Genomic DNA, 16,701 nt, shown 5'->3' with positions numbered 1-16,701 from the left:
TTAAAGGCCAAGCATTGCTTGGCCTTTTTTGTTTTTAGGCCTAAAATTTGCTATAATTGATTACACACAAAACACAACCAAATGAAACCAAAACTTATCTTAATGGCTTTGCTATGCACCCTTGCATGGGGTACGCGGGCCCAAACAGACAGAGGTCAGGGCCTAGCCGGAGGCAGCCTGAGCTTTGGCACCTCAAAAACAAAAGGCGAAAGCAGTGCCCTGAACAATTTTACCGTTACCCCCAGAATCGGCTATTTCCTTAACAAAAACTTTGCGCTGGGTGTCGAATTTCCGTTAAGCTTGTCTAAGCTACATGGCGTAGATTACACGCGATGGAACGAAGAAGGAGGTTATTACGAAAATGCATCAGGCCCCAGGGAATTCAATTTTGGCATCGCCGCCTTTGCCCGCAAGTACTTCGATATCAAAGAACATTGGAAGATTTTCGGGCAGGCTAACCTTGCTTTTCAGGTCATCAGCACCAAATTAATCGACGATGATGGCTACGTGATCAGAAACAGCGGCCGTTTGAAAGGAATCGGCGCCAGCCTGAGCCCAGGCGTGGCCTATTTTTTCAACAACAAGCTGGGCATCGAGTTCTCGTTTCCAGTAATATCGTTTTTCCACCAAAACTATTACGACGCCAATTCGAGCTATAATTACCCCAAAACCAACAACCTGCGCCTGGCACTCGAAAACTTTACGCCAACATTTGGCATACACGCACATTTTTAGCTGATATCCTTGCGAAGTTCTAATGTAGCAACACTTGCGAAGTTTTAGCATAGTACACTTGCGAAGTTTTAATGTGGCAACACTTGCGAAGTTTTAAAAACTTCGCAAGTGTTTACGCTTAACTTACCAACACCTTTTCATAAGCGCGCATAATTTGCTATTTTTGGGCTTTAAAACAGGAGCCGATTTGGATTACTTAGCAGGATTAAACCCGCAGCAAAGAGCAGCAGTAGAAAACACCCAGGGACCAGTGATGATTGTGGCCGGCGCAGGCTCAGGCAAAACCCGTGTAATTACCTATAGAGTAGCACATCTGATACAAAAAGGTACAGACGCCTTTAATATTTTGGTGCTTACCTTTACCAATAAAGCCAGTAAAGATATGCGCGAGCGTATCAGCAAGGTGGTGGGCAGCGAGGCCAAAAACATTTGGATGGGTACCTTCCACTCGGTATTTGCCAAGATTTTGCGCGTGGAAGCCGAAAAAATAGGCTATCCATCTAATTTTACCATTTACGACACCGACGATAGCAAAAGCCTAATCCGCACCATTTTGAAAGAAATGCAGCTCGACGATAAGCTTTATGCCGCCAATATCGTGTATAACCGCATCTCATCGGCCAAAAACAATTTGGTTTCGTATACCGAATATCAAGAAAACAGCCAGATTCAGGCTGAAGATAGCGGCAATAAACGTCCTTTGCTGGGCCAGATTTACGAAACCTATGCCAAACGCTGCTACAAGGCTGGCGCTATGGATTTCGACGATTTGTTGTTCAAAACCAATATCCTGCTCAAAGACCATCCCGACGTTTTAAACAAATACCAACACAAATTCAAGTATTTGATGGTAGACGAGTATCAGGATACCAACTTTTCGCAGTATACCATCGTCAGGAAACTGGCTGCCGCGCACCAGAACATTTGCGTAGTGGGCGACGATGCCCAAAGTATCTATGCTTTCCGTGGTGCCAACATCCAGAACATCCTCAACTTTGAGCGCGATTATCCCGATTTAAAGGTCTACAAGCTGGAGCAGAACTACCGCTCTACCCAAAACATCGTTGAAGCGGCCAACAGCATCATCGCCAACAACAAAAACCAGTTGGAGAAAAACGTATTTTCCGACAACGAAAAAGGCGACAGGATCAAGGTTTCAAGAGCTTTTACCGATAACGAAGAAGGCAAGCTTGTAGCCGAATCTATTGTGCAAGACCGTACTTCCAAAGGCCTGGAATATAAGGATTTTGCTATTTTATACCGTACCAACGCCCAAAGCAGGGCCATGGAGGAAGCCTTGCGCAAACTCAATGTGCCTTATAAAATATATGGTGGCCTTTCTTTCTACCAACGCAAAGAAATTAAGGATTTGATTGCCTATTTCCGTCTTACCTTCAATCCGGCCGACGAAGAAGCCATTAAACGGGTCATCAACTACCCTCGCCGTGGCTTGGGCGATACCACCTTGGAGAAAATCTCTGCGGCAGCCGGCCAGCACGACATTAGCATGTGGCAGGTGATTTGTAATCCGCATCAGTATTTAGACGGCCGCGTACCCGGCCAGCTGGGCGATTTTGCCACGATGATCCAAAGTTTTGCGGCCGAGTCGAAAAAACTCGATGCCTACGAAACCGCGCTTTACATTGCACAGCACTCGGGCATTTTAAAAGAACTGCACAACGACGACAGCGTGGAAGGCCGCAGCCGCTACGAAAACATCCAAGAATTGCTGAACGGTATCAAGGAATTTGCCGAACGCGAAGACATTGAAGACAGAAGCCTGGCCATTTTTATGCAGGATATTGCCTTGTTAACCAACGACGACCGTCAGGACGACAAAGACAAAGACACGGTTTCGTTAATGACTATCCACTCGGCCAAAGGTTTGGAGTTTAAAAACGTCTATATTGTGGGTTTGGAAGAAAACCTCTTCCCTTCGCAAATGTCGCTAACCTCAAGAACCGACTTGGAAGAAGAACGCAGGCTGTTTTACGTGGCCATTACACGTGCCGAGAAGAAATTGACCATCACTTACGCCACTTCGCGTTACCGTTGGGGCACTTTAACCTCTTGCGAACCGAGCCGTTTCATCAACGAAATCAATCCTTCGTATTTAGAGCTCGAAATAGCCAAACCCGCCAAAAACAGCTTCGGCGAAAACAGTTTCGACAGCGAGCGCAAAACCTGGAGCCAACAACGTGAATTTACACCAAAACCTAGCCAAAGCACTACGGTAATCAGGCCAAAAACCACGGCTATGCTACCAAAAGCGCACGTACCGACGGCAGGCTTTACACCAAACGCCGCCAACGAGTTTCAAAACGGCATGGACGTAGAACACGAAAAGTTCGGTTTTGGCAAAATCGTGAACCTCGAAGGCACTTTGCCCGATGTAAAAGCGACCGTATTTTTTCAAGGCTTGGGCAACAAACAATTATTACTAAAATTTGCTAAATTGCGAATTGTGAAATAAGAATTATCTTTGTCCATCATTTACACCAATAAAGCGCCAAATGGCTCATACTAAAGAGCTAGCGTTCAAAAAATAACAATGAATTTCGATTATAACACCACCCGTAGCGACCTCATTTTAGCAGAATATGGCCGTAATGTACAAAACATGGTTAAGTACATTATCGATTTGCCGACCAAAGAGGAGCGCAATAAATATGCACAGGCCGTAATCGACCTGATGGGCTTTTTAAATCCGCATTTGCGCGATGTGGCCGACTTTAAGCATAAATTATGGGATCATTTGCACATCATTTCCGATTATAAAATCGATGTAGACAGCCCATATCCTAAACCAACACCAGAAGATTCGCAGTTTAAGCCTGAGCATATTGGCTATCCGCAACAAAAAATCGCCTATAAACACTATGGCAAAACAGTGGAAAAACTGATTTCGAAAGCGATGGAAGAAGAAAATCCGGAGCGTAAATCGGCCATGGTACAAGGCATTGCCAATTTCATGAAAATGGCCTATGTGCAGTGGAACAAGGACAATGTGGCCGACGAAACCATCCTCAAAAACCTCAAAGACCTTTCGGGCGGGGCTTTGGCTTTGGAAGAAAACGTAAACCTGAACAAGGTAGAGTTTAAGCCACAGGCCAACAGATCGAACAATAACAACAATAACCGCAACCGCAACAACAAAAACCGCAACAATAAAGGTCGCAACAACAACACTAAACAAAGACACTAACGTTAAAGGCAAAATTGGGCGGGCAACACGATGCCAACCCTGTTTTGTTAAATCCAGATAAGAAAAACTAGAAAGATGAATGCATTCGAAATTATAGGTGGCAAGAAATTAAAGGGCGAAATCACTCCGCAAGGAGCTAAAAACGAGGCGCTTCAGATTTTATCTGCCGTTTTGTTAACCGACCAAAAGGTAACCATCAGCAATATTCCCGATATCAAGGATGTAAACAAACTGATCGAACTTTTGGGCGATTTGGGCGTAACCGTAGAACGCCTGAACAAAGACACTTATACCTTCGAAGCCAAAAACATCAACTTGGATTTCTTCCAGTCTGACGTTTTCAAGGCAAAAGGCGGTGGCTTGCGTGGCTCCATCATGATTGTTGGTCCGCTTTTGGCCCGTTTTGGCAAGGCGGCCATTCCTAAACCAGGGGGCGATAAAATTGGCCGTCGCCGATTGGACACCCACTTTTTAGGCTTCGAGAAATTGGGCGCCAAATTTGTATACGACTCTAAAAAAGCATTTTTCAACGTAGATGCCACCAATTTAAAAGGAGCTTATATCCTTTTAGATGAGGCTTCGGTAACCGGGACAGCCAATATTGTAATGGCAGCGGTATTAGCTAAAGGCACTACCACCATTTATAATGCAGCCTGTGAGCCATATTTGCAGCAACTTTGCAAAATGCTGAACCGCATGGGTGCCAAAATTTCGGGTATTGGTTCTAACCTCCTGACCATTGAAGGCGTAACCAAACTAGGCGGTACCGAGCACAGAATGTTGCCTGATATGATCGAAATCGGCTCTTTTATTGGTTTAGCAGCCATGACCGAGTCTGAAATCACCATCAAAAACGTGTGCTACGACGAATTGGGTGTTATTCCGGAAGTTTTCAAAAAGCTCGGCATCAAACTAGAGCGCCGTGGCGACGATATTTATATCCCTTCGCAAAAGCATTACGAAATCGATACTTTTATCGATGGGTCGATTCTAACCATTGCCGATGCCCCTTGGCCAGGTTTTACGCCTGATTTGTTGAGCATTGTGCTTGTGGTAGCTACTCAGGCACGTGGCTCAGTGCTTATCCATCAGAAAATGTTCGAAAGCCGTTTGTTCTTTGTGGATAAACTGATTGATATGGGCGCACAAATTATTCTTTGCGATCCGCATCGTGCCACGGTAAACGGTATCGACAAAAAATACAAATTAAGAGGCATCAGCATGACCTCTCCCGATATCCGCGCCGGCGTTTCCCTGCTGATTGCAGCTTTGTCTGCCGAAGGAACTTCGACCATTTACAATATCGAGCAAATTGAGCGTGGCTACCAAGACATCGACATCCGCTTGCGTGCCCTTGGCGCACAAATCAAGCGCGTTGAAGGCTCTGGACCAAGCCATTAATCGTAAAAAAACATAAAAAAAAGCCTCAGCAATATATTGTTGGGGCTTTCTTTTTGGATTACACTTGTGAAGTTTTAGAGCGTACACTTGCGAAGTTTTAAAAACTTCGCAAGTGTTTGTCTTGTATTGCTCTTAAGTATAAAAAACACCACCCTCCTGCCAGGAGACAAAAGACCACCCCGCCTTGCAGGCACCCCTCCAGTGGAGGGGAATTGTTATCAAACTAGTCGGGAAAGCATTTCCCGACTAAACTAACTGCGGATTTATAATCCGTTAAAGGCCAAATTTGAGCCCCCAAAAACTAGCCAAACCAGGATGGAAACCTTAAAACAAAAGCCCCGAATTTACATTCGGGGCTTTTTTATTCCATAAGTAAACTATTTACGGGATAATTAACCTGAAATAGCTTCAATGATATCGTATTGGGTAATGATTTCGAATTTGCCTTGCTCGTCTTCTACCAAAACGGCACTGTTGTCTTTATTGATCATGGCCGAAATTTTGTCTATCGATGTATTCAGGTCTACAAAGGGCAAAGAAGCCGTCATGATTTCTTTAACTGGGCTCGACCTTAGCGATGGATTTTCCAGCAACGAATCCAGTACATTGCTTTCCGTTACCTTGCCAATCACCATGCCTTGCTGCGTAACCGGAAGCTGCGAAATGCTCAATGTTTTCATGATATTGATGGCTTCGATAATCGTTTTCTCGCAATCGAGCGTTACCACCTCCTGGTTAGAACGTTTGGCCAAAATAGAGCGGGCCGTTAGTTTTTCGTCTTTCAAGAAACCACGTTCGCGCAACCAATCTTCGTTATACATTTTACCCATGTAACGGCTACCATGATCGTGAAAAATAACCACAACGACATCGTCTGGTTTCAGCGAATCTTTAAGTTGCAATAATCCGGCAATGGCTGCACCCGCCGAGTTGCCTGCAAAAATGCCTTCCCTGCGCGCAATTTCGCGGGTCATTAACGCCGCATCTTTATCTGTTACCTTTTCAAAGGCATCAATCACATCAAAATTTACATTCTGCGGCAAAAAGTCTTCACCAATGCCTTCGGTAATGTAAGGATAAATCTCGTTTTTATCTAAAATGCCGGTTTCCTTATATTTTTTGAACACCGAGCCATAAGTATCTATACCCCAAACCTTTATTTTAGGGTTTTTCTCTTTCAAGTACTTTCCAGTACCCGAAATAGTGCCGCCGGTACCTACACCAACCACCAAATGAGTGATTTTGCCTTCGGTTTGTGCCCAAATTTCAGGGCCGGTTTGCTCGTAATGCGCCTGGCTATTAGAAAGATTATCATATTGGTTAGGTTTCCACGAATTAGGCACCTCACGCTCTAAACGCGATGAAACCGAATAGTAAGAACGTGGATCTTCGGGATCAACATTGGTTGGACAAACAATCACCTCGGCCCCAAAGGCACGCAAGGCATCAACCTTTTCCTTCGATTGCTTGTCGGTAGTGGTAAAAATACATTTATAGCCTTTGATAATGGCGGCCATAGCCAGACCCATGCCTGTATTGCCCGAAGTACCTTCAATAATGGTGCCCCCAGGTTTCAGTTTGCCTGATTTTTCTGCATCTTCTATCATTTTTACCGCCATACGGTCTTTGATCGAGTTGCCAGGATTGGTCGTCTCGATTTTGGCCAGTACAGTTGCCGGTATTTCTTTCGTAATGCTGTTTAATTTAACCAAAGGCGTATTGCCGATGGTCTCTAAAATATTGTTATACCACATGTCGCAAAATTACGCAATGACGATTAGTATTTTATAAACTAATATTTATTTGGAACATTATTTTTTAATCAGCCGTTTTAAGAAATTTTATTTCATAATCTATAAAATCGGTAGACAATTATACTATAAAATTAGGCCAGCTTGTAAATTTTGCCTGGTAGCGAAATCAGAATTCCCTGCATTTCGAGGGTAAGCAGCACCATGGCTAGCTTGCTTTGAGGCGTATCCGATTGGATAGCAAGCTCGTCGGTACTCATTGGCCCCTCGCGTAACAACTCCATAACAACCTGTTCTTCCTTATTCAATGGTATGGGCATTTGGATTTCCTTTTTGGCTACAGGCTCATCGTCCCAGCCCAGGTAATAAATCAGGTCGCGCGGATGGTTGATCAGCCCCGCCCGATTGGTTTTGATCAAAAAATTACAGCCTTCAGAAAATTCGTCGCTTGTTCTTCCCGGAAAGGCATAAACATCCCTGTTGTACGAATTGGCCAATTCGGCCGTAATCAGGGCACCCCCTTTAATCGAGGCTTCTACCACAATGGTCACATCGCTTATGCCGGCAATGATGCGGTTCCGTTTCGGAAAATTCTCCCGATCGGGATTGGTGCCCGGTAAAAACTCGGTCAATAAACCACCTTGCCGAGCCATTTTTTGGGTCAGTTCCTGATGGATGGCCGGATAGATACGATCGAGGCCATGCGCCAGCACACCCACCGTAGGCAAGCCTTGCGCTAGGCTTTCTTTATGCGCCGCTGCATCAATGCCCAAAGCCAAGCCACTTACCACCAGTACATCATAAGGCAACAAAGCGGCGATCAGTTGCTTGCAAAGCTGTTTGCCATATGCGGTGGCATTGCGCGTACCCACTACGCTTACGATGCGACGATGATTTAGATCGGCAGTACCTTTATAATAAAGCAGCAAGGGGGCGTCATAACAATTTCGCAACCGTTTAGGGTAAGCTTCATCGCGATAAAACAACACCTTGATATTGTGCTTTTGGATAAACTCGAGCTGTTTCTCGGCAAGAGCCAACGCATTTGTTGCCAAAATTGCATGAGCCGTCTTTTCTCCTATGCCCTCAACCTGCTTAATCTCCTGTTTGGAGGCCGCGAATACGGCTTCGGCACTGCCGAAATGAAACAGCAGATTCTTGGCCAACATAGGGCCTACACCTTTGATCAGGCTTAGTGCAATTTGATGCGTTAAACTCATTAAATCTAAAATAATGAATTATTCCAGATTAATAAATTAATTTTATTACCTTATAAATCAGTAAATTACAATAAAACTATAAAAATAGTTTGTTAACTATAAAAATAGTGGTAAATTTAGATTAAGTAATAAGCAAACAATAGAATGAGAGAGTTAACAAAAGCCGAAGAGCAGGTGATGCTGATTTTGTGGGAAATGCAAGAAGGCATTGTAAAAGACGTGATCGACAAGATGGATCCGCCAAAGCCGGCTTACAATACGGTATCAACGGTAATCAGGGTTTTAGAAACCAAGGGCTTTATTTCGCATAAGGCCATAGGCAATACGCACATCTACTTTCCGCTCATCAGCGAGGCCCAGTACAAGCATTTTGCCTTCGACAAGGTGATGAACAATTATTTCGAAAACAACTACCAAAGCCTGGTTTCTTTTTTAGTGAAAGAAAAAAACATGGACATGAACGAGCTCGACGAGCTGATTGCATTGGCCGAAAAACTTAAAAACAACAAATAACATGGACTGGTTGTACTATTTGCTAGAGGCAAACCTCTACCTGATCATTTTCTACGGATTTTACCGTTTGTTATTGCAAAACCAGACTTTTTACAACAGCAACCGCTATTATCTGTTGGCGAGCAGCTTTACGGCCTTTGCCCTGCCCATCTTGCAAATAGGCTACCTCAGGCCCAGCCTTCCCTATGAAGAAGTAGCAATTGTACAGGATGTTAATCTTGTTGCCTTACAACCGGTGGCAAAGCTGGAGCCTACATTCCAGCTTACCGACTACTTCTATATTTTCTACATCGGTATAGCCATTTGCTTTGCATTTAAGCTGCTACTGGCCATCCTTAAGATTTTAAAACTATCCATCAACGCGAAAAAGCACTACAATAAAAGCTTTACCATTGTAGAATTAAAGGACGAAAAAGAGGCGTTTTCTTTCTTCAACCTTCTGTTTATCCACCCGCAAATGGCCGAAAAACAGGTGGTGTTGAAGCACGAACTCGTCCACATCAAGCAAAAGCACACCTTAGACGTGCTGTTTTTTGAGCTGTTGCAAATCGTATGCTGGTTTAATCCGATTATCTATTTCATCAAAAAGGATATTAAGCTACTGCACGAATACATTGCCGACGAATTAAGCACCACCAACAATCAGCAGAAACACGATTATGTGATGTTTCTGATCGAAAACTCCTTTGGCATTGTGCCCCAAAAACTGACGAACCAAATTTTCAATCAATCAATATTAAAAAGGAGAATTAACATGTTAAACAAAAAGAGAACAACGAGTTGGGCCAGGCTCAAGCTGCTGTTGGCCCTCCCCTTGGGTGGCGCAATGCTCTGTACCTCGACGATGGCTTTTACCAAAGACTATGGCTATGTAGATTTATTTCCGGAGAAAAATAAAGCTGCTCAAGGCCAAGTAGTGGAAACCGTGGCTGTACAAGAACCTGCGCAATCAGAAGGGAAAACATTCTATCCAAGAAACGAGTATTCCAAATCGAAGGGTGAAACCGCAGTTATTGTCGACAAAAGGCACATCGTCATTAATGGCAAACCCGTTGCAGATGTAGCCAAGTTTCATGGTGTTTCGCAGGCCAATAGCATTAGCTACCTTAACGTAGCCAATGCAGTGAAGAAATATGGCGATAAAGGCAAACATGGCGCCGTAGAAATTACTGGAACACACCTTAAATACTTGGAATTGGTACCGCCACCGGTGCGCGAAAACCCAACTGTTAAAGAAGACCAAGTTAGGTTTCCGCCACCAATCGTTAAACCCGATGATAAGTTTTATACAAGGTATGGGATAGACAAAACAACCAGAAAACCTGTTCTACGAGAAAAAAGATACATTTTAATCAATGGCAAAGCAGTAGAAGACCTGTCAACCTTTTACGGGGTTTCTAATGCCGAAAGCATCAAAAATCTATCAAGAGAAAAGGCTATTGCCAAATACGGCGACAAAGGGCAAAATGGCGCCGTTGAAATCACCGGAAAAAACATTCAATACTTTACTAAAGTAACACTCCCAAGACCACCTGCCGTTCAACCGCCACCAGCCTATGCCAAAAACAGCGTAAAATTTCCGCCCCCGGTTGTTAAAGCCGATCAAGTAACGCCACCACCCCCAATTGAGGAGCGACCTAGCAAAGCAAAAGCACGTAAAGCAAGGCCAATCAAGTTGAAAGAAGGTGATGTAATCAAGTTTCCACCTCCTGTAATTAAAGAGGATAAAAAAGGGAACAACGACGAAGCGGATTTAAAGGCTAAAGTAGCGGCCTTACCAAGCGTAAGCATAGCCAGTACAGACCCAGACAATGCCATGAAACAGCTCTACATCAAGTCGGCCAAAGAAAAACAGATTGCAGCAATGGGCACTGAACAGGCATTTCAGAGCACTAAACCAGATTCGAAAGTCTCATATTCAATTACGGTAAAAGAGCCTCAGGAAAGATTAAAAAGCGCTCTAGGCAAAGAGGTATATCAAAACCTTGGCTCAAAGGTCGACCAGCAAACCCCACGGATTACGGTTAAGCCTAGCGTAAAAGAAACCAAAAAAGAGGCAAAACAACCCATCACCTTAGAATTGCTTCCGACCAAAAACCAGCCTTAAAACCAAACAAATCATGAGCAAAAAGCCCGCACGGATAAAATCGGTACGGGCTTTTTTCATTAAATAACCTTAATTATTGTGGGATATACACCACATATTTGGTTTCAAAAAAATCTTCTTCAAAATAAGCCGAAAGCGGATGCAGTTCTGCCTTCAGTTTAGATTCCTTGATTTCTTCGGTCAAATCTCCGCCTTTGAGGTAAAGGATGCCGTTTTGGATGGCATTGATGTTTTCTTTGGCAAATTTGCCACGTATCCAAGGGTAAAAATCGATTAAACGCGTTACCGCCCTCGATACTACAAAATTATATTGATCAGTTACCTGCTCGGCCCTTAAATGGCTCGCTTTTACATTATTCAGGCCCAATGCGGCAGCCACTTCCGTAACCACCTTGATTTTTTTCCCAATCGAATCAACCAAATGGAACTGCGTTTCAGGAAACAAGATTGCCAAAGGAATACCCGGAAAACCGCCTCCCGTACCTACGTCTAGCACTTTCTCGCCCGCTTTAAAAGTACAGAACTTGGCAATGCCCAGCGAATGCAGGATGTGGCGTTCGTACAGCTCGTCGATGTCTTTTCTCGAAATGACATTAATCTGCGCATTCCAAAAACTGTACAAATCGTACAATTGCTCAAACTGGGCGATCTGCTTGTCGGTAAGGTTTTTAAAATACTTGAAAACGATGGTTGGTTTAATATCAGACATGATCAGCGATTTATTTCCACTTTACTTTTTTCACAAATATAGACAGAAAGGCATTAAGCACCAGAAAAACAAACAAGATGAGGTCCAATAGCGGGAACCACCAGCTTAATTCGCCATAATTGAGGCGTTTGAGCAGGCGCGGATAAACAAAACTTCTGATGATAATGCTCAACGCAAAAATACCGATACCCAAATACAGCGTAGCCGGCAGGCACAACAGCACGATACCTATTATATAGAACAAAAACTGTACGGCAATCTGCAACGATAAAACGAATTTATGTTTGGGCTTGTAGAACTTGCCAGCGCCTACGTGTCTCTTCTTTTGGCGCAGGTAATCAAAAAAAGAAGTTTTAGGCTCACTCCAAACATGTGTTTCCTTATGAATTTGGATAGCCGTGTTATGCGCATGCGCATGAGCGTTTACAAACAGGTCATCATCGCCAGAAGGGATGTGCATGTGCGTTGCAAAGCCTTTGTTTTTAAAGAAAAGCGATTTTTTGTAGGCCATATTTCGGCCAACACCCATGTAAGGCATGCCTTTGAGGGCAAAGGCAAGGTAGTTAACCGCCGTAAAAAAAGTTTCGAACCTAATCAGGCAGTTTAGCAGGCTCCGTTTCTTAAAATAAGGCGAATAGCCCAGCAAAATTTCAATGTTTTGATCAGCCGGTTGCTGCATGCCCATAAGCCAATGGGCCGACGCAGGCTCGCAATCGGCATCGGTAAATACCAGCCATTCGTAGCTGGCGGCCTTAATGCCCATGGTAACGGCAAACTTTTTTCCGGCAATAAACTTTTCGCCTTCAGCCACGGTAACCACCTTTAAATGGCTATGCTGCTTGGCCAATCGCTCTAAAAAATCGCCGGTTCCATCCCACGAGCGGTCGTTTACTACAACTACCTCAAACTGGGGATAATCCTGATTTAGAATGCTTGCGAGGTATTTTTCCAGGTTCTGGATTTCGTTGCGGGCGCATACAATAACACTAATGGGATTAACCGCGCGCTCAGGGATCTCGTCTATTTTATAGCTGGCCAGTTTGGCATGCACAAACAAGCTAAAATAGAGCTGGACCAAAAAACAAAAAACAAAAGCGCCGAGCAGGCTAATCTCTAATATATTTAATTCCACGATGGTATTTCTGAAAGCTAGCAAAGCTCTCATTTTTAATCTGTAAACCAGCTTGATGTTGATAAAAAATTAAGGCCATGTTCAAAAAACGCATAATTATTGAAGGTTTTGAACGTTGTTTCTAGCTCAGCTTCAAAACAACACGGCGCAATGACCATAAAAAGGAATATTCTTGCTATTTTTGTCGGATTTTTGAAGAGGAATACCCGGCCACGAAACCATTGTGGCCAGCAAAACACAGAACAGCATGAAATTTGATTTACAGGCCAAAGACCCGTCATCCAAAGCCAGGGCGGGCGTGATTACCACTGCCCACGGCGAAATACAAACCCCCATTTTTATGCCTGTAGGCACTGCCGGAACGGTAAAAGCAGTGCACCAAAAAGAACTTAAAGAAGATATCAAAGCCCAAATCATCTTGGGCAATACCTATCATTTATACCTAAGACCGGGATTGGAGGTTTTAGAGCCCGCCGGAGGATTGCACAAATTCATTGGCTGGGACAAGCCTATTTTAACCGACAGCGGTGGCTATCAGGTGTATTCGCTGAGCAAAGTGCGCAAGATCAAGGAAGAAGGCGTTACTTTCCGTTCGCACATTGATGGCTCTAAGCACTTGTTTACGCCAGAATACGCCATGGACATCCAAAGAAGCATTGGCGCTGATATTATCATGGCTTTTGACGAGTGTACGCCCTACCCTTGCGATTACAAATACGCGGCCAACTCGCTCAACATGACCCACCGATGGCTTAAACGTTGCTGCGAGCGCGTAGACACCACCGAACCTAAATACGGCTATGAGCAAACGCTTTTTCCTATTGTTCAGGGTTCGGTTTATAAGGATTTAAGGGTGAAATCGGCCGAATTTATTGCTTCGATGGGTCGCGAAGGCAATGCCATTGGCGGTTTATCGGTAGGCGAACCTGCCGAAGAAATGTATGCGATGACCGAAGTGGTTTGCGATATCCTGCCTACAGACAAACCGCGTTACCTGATGGGCGTGGGCACTCCTATTAATATATTGGAGAACATTGCGCTTGGCGTTGACATGTTCGACTGCGTAATGCCGACCAGAAATGCCCGAAACGGCATGTTGTTTACCCGAAACGGCATCATCAACATCGGCAACAAGAAATGGGCTAACGATTTTTCTCCAATCGATGCCGAAAGCGATTTACTGGCCGACCAAGTTTATTCTAAAGCCTATTTAAGGCATTTAATGCACTCGAAAGAGATGCTGGGCGCACAGATTGCTTCTTTGCACAACCTGCATTTTTACCTTTGGCTGGTTAAAGAAGCACGAGAAAAAATCATTTCGGGCGAGTTTTACGCTTGGAAGAATAAAATGGTGAGTATATTAGGGAATAAATTGTAATGAACTTCATCAGGCAGCGCATTAAAATTATCGACGGCTACATCATTGGCAAATACCTGGGCACCTTTGTTTATACCCTGGTTATTTTTGTGGTGATCATTGTCATCTTCGATCTTTCGGAAAAACTCGACGATTTTTTGGAGAACAACATGAGCATCTGGCAAACGATTTCGCAGTATTATGCCGGTTCTATACCGTTTTACGTAAACATGCTCTCGCCCCTGATCAATTTTATTGCGGTAATTTTCTTTACGGCTAAAATGGCTGACCAGACCGAAATCGTGCCTATTTTAAGTGGCGGCGTAAGCTTTAATCGCTTTTTAAGGCCTTATTTTATCTCGGCTTTCATCATTTTTTCGCTCAACCTGTTGTCTAACCTCTATGTATTGCCCTACACCAACAGGATCAAAAACAAGTTCGAAAACGAAGTGGTGAACAAAAACGACCCTTATATCAAAACCGGGATCCACATGAAAGTGGATAGCAATACCTATATCTTTATCGATAATTTCGACAATAAGACCAATATCGGCTACCGTTTCTCGCTAGATAAATTTAAAGGCGATGTCCTGAAGAAAAAGCTGTGGGCCGAGCAGATTGCCTGGGATTCGGTAAAAAGAAGCTGGAAACTGAGCAACTACACCATCAGGAATGTAGATGGGCTGAAGGAAACGATGGTTTATGCCACCAACAAGCAGAAAGATACGGTTCTGGATATGAGGCCCAACGATTTTTCGGCCTACCAGAACGTGTTCGAAAGCATGAGCAACAAGGAACTTTCAGACAAGATCAAAAAAGAAAGAATAAGGGGCTCTGGCATTATGAGCGACCTGCTTTTTGAGCAATACAAGCGCTGGCTGCAACCTCTATCGGCCTTTGTATTGACCTTAATCGGCGTAGCCTTATCTTCTCGAAAAGTACGTGGCGGCGTGGGCTTGCCACTCGGAATCGGCATTATTTTGAGTTTTGCCTATATCGTTTTGACGCAGTTTGCCAAGATGTTTTCGACCAAGGGCGGACTGCCTCCTTTGGCCGCAACGATTTTGCCTACGCTCTTTTTTGGTTTACTAGGCTTATATTTGCTGCGAAGAGCACCAAAATAAGATGAAACCTAGCCTTAAAACACTTAATCACGACAACCGAAACCTCTTAATTTTACACCTTACCGTTTTTGTTTGGGGCTTTACAGGCATTCTGGGTGCTTTAATTTCCATCAGCGCCGTACAAATGGTATGGTACAGGGTATTAATTGCCTCCATTACGCTATTTGCCTATTTTAAGCTCAGCAAAACCGATATCAGGGTAACGCGTACACAGTTTCTCAAATTCTTTTTTACAGGCAGTATTGTAGCTACGCATTGGATCTTTTTCTTCCATTCCATCAAGGTAGCCAACGTTTCGGTAAGCCTTATTTGCCTGTCTTCCGTTACGCTTTTCATCGCCATTTTAGAGCCTTTGATTAAAAAACATGCCATTTCTAAAGGCGACATTTTTGTGGGATTGCTCATTATTTTGGGCATTTATCTCATCTTTAAATTCGAAACTAAGTACACCACTGGCATTATTTTCGGCTTGCTATCGGCAGTTGCAGCCAGTTTTTTTTCTACCATCAACTCTACTTTGGTGCAGAAAAACAACCCCAGCATCATTGGATTTTACGAGCTTGCCGGTGCCTTTTTCTGGATCAGCATCTACCGTTTATTCGATAAAAGCCTGCTTACAGAAACCTTCAATTTAAGCTTAACCGACTGGTTTTATTTGCTGATTTTAGGCACTGTTTGTACGGCTTTAGCCTACGTTGCGGGAGTGTCGGTGATGCGAACTTTATCGGCATTTAGGGTGGCTTTGATTACCAATTTGGAACCCGTTTACGGCATCGTTTTGGCCTTTATTTTATTCGGCCAGAAAGAGCAGATGACCGGTGGTTTTTACCTTGGTTCCCTGCTTATTTTAGCTGCTGTTTTCATCTATCCCATCTATAAAAACCGTCGCAACAAGGCCTGATTTCTATCCTTTTTCTTCTCGCAAAAACCCCATATCTAGGCAGAAAAACCGCTGGATTTCGTGACATTCTTCCTTTAAATCGCTCTAAAAAGGCCATTTAAAGTGCCGATTTTAGCCCGGTTTTATTCGAAAAAAGAATTACTTACGTCAAAATATCGGCAGGAAATGCCGATATGAGGCTTATTTTTACTTAAAAACGTTGCTTTATAAGCTGTTTTTTATCATTTCTTCACCACGGCAACCACTTTTTCCCCTAAAAAATCGCAACGTTTACCCTACAAAACAACCCTCATTTTGACTAAAAAACGTCGTCATGGCATCTCGTTTTTACCATGTTTTACGTCCGCCCAAAGCCGTTATTTACCCGAAAATCAATCGTCATATCCAGCCATTTTACCTGCCAAATCCGTCCTTTAAAGCCCCACCTAAAAGACCATCTTTTACCTGAATCCCTCATCTCAAGCTACTCACTTTTTGAAGTACAAACGATAACACCTAGTGTCAGACCGCACCAACTTTTTGCCTTAAAACCCAAACAGTAAATCC

13 protein-coding genes are annotated in these 16,701 nt (G+C 43.7%); 9 read left to right on the top strand and 4 right to left on the bottom strand.

Features of this window, described 5'->3' with window-relative positions; all coding sequences use genetic code 11:
* Positions 1-81 precede the first annotated feature (81 nt).
* The 4 genes from VRU48_RS01065 to murA all read left to right on the top strand — a co-directional run bounded on the left by VRU48_RS01065 (position 82) and on the right by murA (position 5,341).
* Positions 82-735: an outer membrane beta-barrel protein gene (locus tag VRU48_RS01065; protein WP_330106080.1), complete on the top strand. Its 654-nt coding sequence runs from the start codon at positions 82-84 to the stop codon at positions 733-735.
* A 187-nt stretch (positions 736-922) separates the two neighbouring features.
* The gene (locus VRU48_RS01060; protein ID WP_330107745.1) at positions 923-3,208 is read left to right on the top strand and encodes an ATP-dependent helicase; all 2,286 of its coding nucleotides are present in this window, start codon (positions 923-925) and stop codon (positions 3,206-3,208) included.
* A 78-nt stretch (positions 3,209-3,286) separates the two neighbouring features.
* Positions 3,287-3,940 carry a DUF4290 domain-containing protein gene (locus tag VRU48_RS01055; RefSeq protein WP_330106079.1) on the top strand — a complete coding sequence of 218 codons (654 nt, stop codon included), beginning with the start codon at positions 3,287-3,289 and terminating at the stop codon, positions 3,938-3,940.
* A 75-nt stretch (positions 3,941-4,015) separates the two neighbouring features.
* Positions 4,016-5,341: a UDP-N-acetylglucosamine 1-carboxyvinyltransferase gene (murA, locus tag VRU48_RS01050; RefSeq protein ID WP_330106078.1), complete on the top strand. Its 1,326-nt coding sequence runs from the start codon at positions 4,016-4,018 to the stop codon at positions 5,339-5,341.
* 392 nt (positions 5,342-5,733) lie between these two features.
* Here murA and VRU48_RS01045 read toward each other — a convergent pair whose 3' ends face one another.
* The gene (locus VRU48_RS01045) at positions 5,734-7,095 is read right to left on the bottom strand and encodes a pyridoxal-phosphate dependent enzyme (protein WP_330106077.1); all 1,362 of its coding nucleotides are present in this window, start codon (positions 7,093-7,095) and stop codon (positions 5,734-5,736) included.
* A gap of 131 nt (positions 7,096-7,226) precedes the next feature.
* A complete protein-coding gene (dprA, locus tag VRU48_RS01040; RefSeq protein ID WP_330106076.1) occupies positions 7,227-8,312 on the bottom strand; it encodes a DNA-processing protein DprA in 1,086 nt (361 codons plus the stop codon).
* A gap of 144 nt (positions 8,313-8,456) precedes the next feature.
* Between dprA and VRU48_RS01035 the strand changes: the two genes are divergently transcribed.
* Entirely contained in the window at positions 8,457-8,825 is a 369-nt protein-coding gene (locus VRU48_RS01035) for a BlaI/MecI/CopY family transcriptional regulator (protein ID WP_330106075.1), read from the top strand.
* 1 nt (position 8,826) lies between these two features.
* Positions 8,827-10,932: a M56 family metallopeptidase gene (locus VRU48_RS01030; RefSeq protein ID WP_330106074.1), complete on the top strand. Its 2,106-nt coding sequence runs from the start codon at positions 8,827-8,829 to the stop codon at positions 10,930-10,932.
* Between the two features lie 73 nt (positions 10,933-11,005).
* Here VRU48_RS01030 and rsmG read toward each other — a convergent pair whose 3' ends face one another.
* Positions 11,006-11,641: a 16S rRNA (guanine(527)-N(7))-methyltransferase RsmG gene (rsmG, locus tag VRU48_RS01025; protein ID WP_330106073.1), complete on the bottom strand. Its 636-nt coding sequence runs from the start codon at positions 11,639-11,641 to the stop codon at positions 11,006-11,008.
* 10 nt (positions 11,642-11,651) lie between these two features.
* Positions 11,652-12,806 (bottom strand): glycosyltransferase, encoded by a 1,155-nt coding sequence (locus VRU48_RS01020; RefSeq protein WP_330106072.1) that lies wholly within the window; start codon positions 12,804-12,806, stop codon positions 11,652-11,654.
* A gap of 214 nt (positions 12,807-13,020) precedes the next feature.
* Between VRU48_RS01020 and tgt the strand changes: the two genes are divergently transcribed.
* The 3 genes from tgt to VRU48_RS01005 are packed head-to-tail and all read left to right on the top strand — an operon-like array spanning position 13,021 to position 16,155.
* Positions 13,021-14,151 (top strand): tRNA guanosine(34) transglycosylase Tgt, encoded by a 1,131-nt coding sequence (tgt, locus tag VRU48_RS01015; RefSeq protein ID WP_330106071.1) that lies wholly within the window; start codon positions 13,021-13,023, stop codon positions 14,149-14,151.
* Positions 14,151-15,254: an LptF/LptG family permease gene (locus VRU48_RS01010; protein ID WP_330106070.1), complete on the top strand. Its 1,104-nt coding sequence runs from the start codon at positions 14,151-14,153 to the stop codon at positions 15,252-15,254. Before tgt ends, VRU48_RS01010 begins: the two co-directional genes overlap by 1 nt.
* Position 15,255: 1 nt before the next feature.
* Positions 15,256-16,155 carry a DMT family transporter gene (locus VRU48_RS01005; protein ID WP_330106069.1) on the top strand — a complete coding sequence of 300 codons (900 nt, stop codon included), beginning with the start codon at positions 15,256-15,258 and terminating at the stop codon, positions 16,153-16,155.
* Positions 16,156-16,701: the final 546 nt, after the last annotated feature.

This window comes from Pedobacter albus (assembly GCF_036324255.1).
GTDB lineage: Bacteria > Bacteroidota > Bacteroidia > Sphingobacteriales > Sphingobacteriaceae > Pedobacter > Pedobacter albus.
This window is presented reverse-complemented; position numbering and strand designations above follow the sequence as displayed.

Excerpts from the sequence above, each read along its gene's own strand:
- VRU48_RS01055 (WP_330106079.1), top strand. The coding sequence starts at position 3,287 with ATGAATTTCGATTATAACACCACCCGTAGCGACCTCATTTTAGCAGAA.
- VRU48_RS01035 (WP_330106075.1), top strand. The coding sequence starts at position 8,457 with ATGAGAGAGTTAACAAAAGCCGAAGAGCAGGTGATGCTGATTTTGTGG.
- VRU48_RS01020 (WP_330106072.1), bottom strand. The coding sequence starts at position 12,806 with ATGAGAGCTTTGCTAGCTTTCAGAAATACCATCGTGGAATTAAATATA.
- VRU48_RS01030 (WP_330106074.1), top strand. The coding sequence starts at position 8,827 with ATGGACTGGTTGTACTATTTGCTAGAGGCAAACCTCTACCTGATCATT.
- VRU48_RS01045 (WP_330106077.1), bottom strand. The coding sequence starts at position 7,095 with ATGTGGTATAACAATATTTTAGAGACCATCGGCAATACGCCTTTGGTT.
- VRU48_RS01065 (WP_330106080.1), top strand. The coding sequence starts at position 82 with ATGAAACCAAAACTTATCTTAATGGCTTTGCTATGCACCCTTGCATGG.
- dprA (WP_330106076.1), bottom strand. The coding sequence starts at position 8,312 with ATGAGTTTAACGCATCAAATTGCACTAAGCCTGATCAAAGGTGTAGGC.
- VRU48_RS01005 (WP_330106069.1), top strand. The coding sequence starts at position 15,256 with ATGAAACCTAGCCTTAAAACACTTAATCACGACAACCGAAACCTCTTA.
- VRU48_RS01010 (WP_330106070.1), top strand. The coding sequence starts at position 14,151 with ATGAACTTCATCAGGCAGCGCATTAAAATTATCGACGGCTACATCATT.
- rsmG (WP_330106073.1), bottom strand. The coding sequence starts at position 11,641 with ATGTCTGATATTAAACCAACCATCGTTTTCAAGTATTTTAAAAACCTT.
- murA (WP_330106078.1), top strand. The coding sequence starts at position 4,016 with ATGAATGCATTCGAAATTATAGGTGGCAAGAAATTAAAGGGCGAAATC.
- tgt (WP_330106071.1), top strand. The coding sequence starts at position 13,021 with ATGAAATTTGATTTACAGGCCAAAGACCCGTCATCCAAAGCCAGGGCG.